Source organism: Sphingomonas sp., from assembly GCF_025353885.1.
Classification (GTDB): Bacteria; Pseudomonadota; Alphaproteobacteria; order Sphingomonadales; family Sphingomonadaceae; genus Sphingomonas_O.
This window is the reverse complement of sequence record NZ_JANXNX010000091.1, coordinates 1-3,358: the sequence shown is the minus strand read 5'-3', so window position 1 is coordinate 3,358 and position 3,358 is coordinate 1. Positions and strand designations below refer to the sequence as shown.

Here is a 3,358-nt window from a genome sequence, read left to right as displayed (position 1 = left end):
TCGGCAAGGGGTCGGGGCGCTCGATCCCCGGCGTCGACCTGGGGGCAGCGGTGCTGGCGGCGAAGGCCATGGGGCTGATGGTGGCAGGGGGCGGCCATGCGATGGCAGCGGGGCTGACCGTCGCAGCGGGGCAGGTCGAGGCGTTCGCCGACTTCATCGACGAGCGGCTGGCGAGCGAGGTCGCGCGTGCCGGTGGCAACCGTGCCTTGTTGCTGGACGCCGTAGTGGCTTGCGGAGGGGTCACGCCGTCGCTGGTTGAGGCGCTGGATGTTGGCGGCCCCTATGGCATGGGGTGGCCCGCGCCACGGATCGCGGCGGGCATGATGCGCGTTATCAAGGCCGACGTGGTCGGCAGCGGCGGCCATGTCCGCGCGGTGATGGCAGGCGACGACGGCCGCAGCCTGAAAACGGTCGCGTTCCGCAGCGCCGACACGGCTTTGGGGCAGGCCCTGCTGGGGGCGCCGCGCGACCGGCGGCTGTGGGTTGCTGGCCGTGCCAAGATCGACGACTGGGGCACCCGCCCCGCGGCCGAGCTGCATCTGGACGATGCGGCGTGGGTGGATTGACCCCCCAAGGGAGGTGACGTTCGCGCCAATTTCTGCCCGTCCCGCGCGGTCGATTGACATCGCGGGCCAGCCTCCGTAACTGGCCGCTCGCTTGGCCCCATCGTCTAGCGGTTAGGACGCGGCCCTTTCACGGCTGAAACACGGGTTCGATTCCCGTTGGGGTCACCAGCGATAACCAGATTTGCCCCGCACGCCCGGCGCGGTGCTGATCGAGCGATCGAGTTGATCAGCCCAGCGTTTGGCGAGATGCTCTGGACACCCCGTCTCCCACCTGACGCTAGCGGTCGAGAAAGCTTTCGACCACGTCATAAATTGCGCTCAGGTCATCGTCGTCGATGCAATAGGGCGGCATGACATAGACTGTGTTGCCCAGCGGGCGGAGCAGGACGTCGTGGTCGCGGGCGTGGGCCATCAGGCGGGGGGCGATGGCGGATAAATAACTGCCGGTTTCATCCTCAATCTCGAAAGCGGCGATGGTGCCGGCCCGGCGCACGGTGCGGATTTTCAAATGGCTGCCGATGCGGTCGAGGTGGCGTTGCTGACGTTGACCAAGGTCGGCGACACGGGCCAGCACAGGCTCATCGCGCCAGATCTCGATGTTCGCATTGGCCGCTGCACAGGCGATGGGATTGGCGGTGTAGCTGGATGAGTGGAAAAACATCTTGGCCCGGTCCCGCGACCGATGCGCATCGAAGATCGCCGGTGTGGCAAGGGTGACGGCCAGCGGGATCGCGCCGCCGGTCAGCCCTTTTGACAAACACAGGATATCGGGCACGACACCCGCCTGTTCGCTGGCCAGCAACGTGCCGGTTCGGCCCCATCCGGTCATGATTTCGTCGGCGATGAACAGGACGCCGTGGCGCGCGCAGATCGCACGCATTTCGGCGAGGACGGCGGGGGTGTAGAACAGCATCCCGCCCGCGCCCAGCACCAGCGGTTCGACGATGAACGCGGCGGGACGGGACCGGCACGCATCCTCCAGCGCGTCGAGGGTCACCTGTTCTGTTTCTGCGCGGGGGAAAGGGACGGTGCCGACATCAAACAACAACGGGGCATAGGCCTGGTTAAAGACGCCGCGCGCGCCGACCGACATCGCGCCGATGGTGTCGCCGTGATAGCTGTGCTCCATCACCAGGATGCGGTCGCGTGGTTCGTTGCGATTTGCCCAGAAGCCGAGCGCCATTTTCAGCGCGACTTCGACCGCCGTCGACCCGCTGTCCGAAAAGAATACATGCGACAGAGGGGCGGGCATCATGTCGACCAGCGATCGCGCAAGTTGCTCGGCGGGTTCGTGAGTCCAGCCAGCGAAGATGATCTGGTCCAGCTTGCCCGCCTGTTCGGCAATGGCGGCCATGATACGCGGGTTGCCATGACCGTGGGTCGTCACCCACCACGACGAGATGGCGTCGATGATGCGGCGGCCATCGGCGGTATGGAGCGCCGCTCCTTCACCGCGCGCGACCACCGGGATCGGTTCATCCAGGCCGTGCTGAGTAAAGGGGTGCCAGACGGGGGAGGTCATCCGGTAAAATCCCGGAGCGAGAAGTTCGCCGCAAAAACCGTGTGGAGCGTCGCCCGATCCAGCGTGCCGACCATCGGCAGCCGCCCCAGCCGCCTGACCTTGCCCATCGTCGCGATGGTGTGCTCGGTATCCTCGTTCGCGTCGCCAACGAACGCGATCCCCAGCACAGGTACGCTGCGCGCTCGCAGCGCCTCGATCGACAGCAGGCTGTGATTGATCGTGCCAAGCGCCGTTCGCGCAACCAGGACCGTCGGCAATGCCCAGCGACCCAGCAGGTCGGCAAACAGCAGGTCGCGGGTCAGGGGAACAAGGACGCCACCCGCACCCTCGATAACGAGCGGCCCGTCGCAGGTTGGCGGGATCAGGCGCGCGGGATCGATGGTGAGGCCGTCCAGTTCGGCGGCGCGATGCGGCGAACAGGGAGTGGCCAGGCGATACACTTCCGGAAAAATCCGGTCCGATGCCGATCCCGCCAGGCGCGCAACGCATTCGCTGTCGGTTTCCTCGTCGAGACCAGCCTGGACGGGTTTCCAGTAAGCGGCCCCGAGCGCACCCGTCAAAGCGGCGGCAAACACCGTCTTGCCGATGGCGGTATCGGTGCCGGTGACGACAATCACGCTCACAGGCCGGCATCCGCAAGCACGTCCGCGAGCGCCTGCACGTCGGCGGCAGTGACGTTCAGGGTGATCGAGATCCGCAGGCGCGATGTTCCCGCAGCCACGGTGGGCGGGCGAATGCCGCGAACATCGAAGCCAGCCGCCTGGACGTGTGCGGCGACCTGCATCGTCCGGGCATCGTCACCCAAAATGATGGGCATGATCTGTGACCCGTTCGTCAGCGCCCCGAACGGCGACAATGCGGATGCGGCGACCCCGATCAGATCGTGCAGGCGGGTGCGGCGCTCGGGTTCGTCGACCAGCAAGCGCAAGGCGGCACGCACGGCCGCTGCCATCAACGGCGATGGCGCCGTTGAAAAAATAAAGGCGCGACTGCGATTGACGAGGAAGTCGTGCATCACGCGCGGGCCGCACAGCAGCGCACCTTCACAACCAAGCGCCTTGCCACAGGTCCGCAGGACGATGACGTTATCGTGCCCGTCACAAGGTGCGGCCAGCCCCCGCCCGTCGGGTCCGAACACGCCGGTCGCATGAGCATCGTCGATCAGAAGCACGGCGTCATGGTGTCGGGCGAGGTCGCTGAACCGTTCAAGCGGGGCAAGGTCGCCATCCATGCTGTAGAGGCTTTCGACGGCGATCCAGACGCGACCGGT

At 66.4% G+C, this 3,358-nt stretch carries 4 protein-coding genes and 1 tRNA gene; 2 read left to right on the top strand and 3 right to left on the bottom strand.

The annotated features are described in order from the left end of the window. The coding region (locus Q0R02_RS09975; protein ID WP_293883016.1) for a DHHA1 domain-containing protein at positions 1-566 on the top strand (566 nt) is incomplete at its 5' end. Positions 567-659: 93 nt separating this feature from the next. Then, positions 660-734, top strand: a tRNA-Glu gene (locus Q0R02_RS09970). Positions 735-843: 109 nt separating this feature from the next. On the opposite strand, the gene Q0R02_RS09965 is transcribed toward Q0R02_RS09970, so the two are convergent. The 3 genes from Q0R02_RS09965 to Q0R02_RS09955 all read right to left on the bottom strand — a co-directional run. Further along, a complete protein-coding gene (locus Q0R02_RS09965) occupies positions 844-2,088 on the bottom strand; it encodes an adenosylmethionine--8-amino-7-oxononanoate transaminase (protein ID WP_293883014.1) in 1,245 nt (414 codons plus the stop codon). Further along, positions 2,085-2,711, bottom strand: a complete 627-nt coding sequence (gene bioD / locus Q0R02_RS09960; protein WP_293883012.1) for a dethiobiotin synthase — start codon at positions 2,709-2,711, stop codon at positions 2,085-2,087. The genes Q0R02_RS09965 and bioD overlap by 4 nt, the downstream gene beginning before the upstream one ends. Beyond that, the coding region (locus Q0R02_RS09955; RefSeq protein ID WP_293883010.1) for an aminotransferase class I/II-fold pyridoxal phosphate-dependent enzyme at positions 2,708-3,358 on the bottom strand (651 nt) is incomplete at its 5' end. The genes Q0R02_RS09955 and bioD, both read right to left, overlap by 4 nt.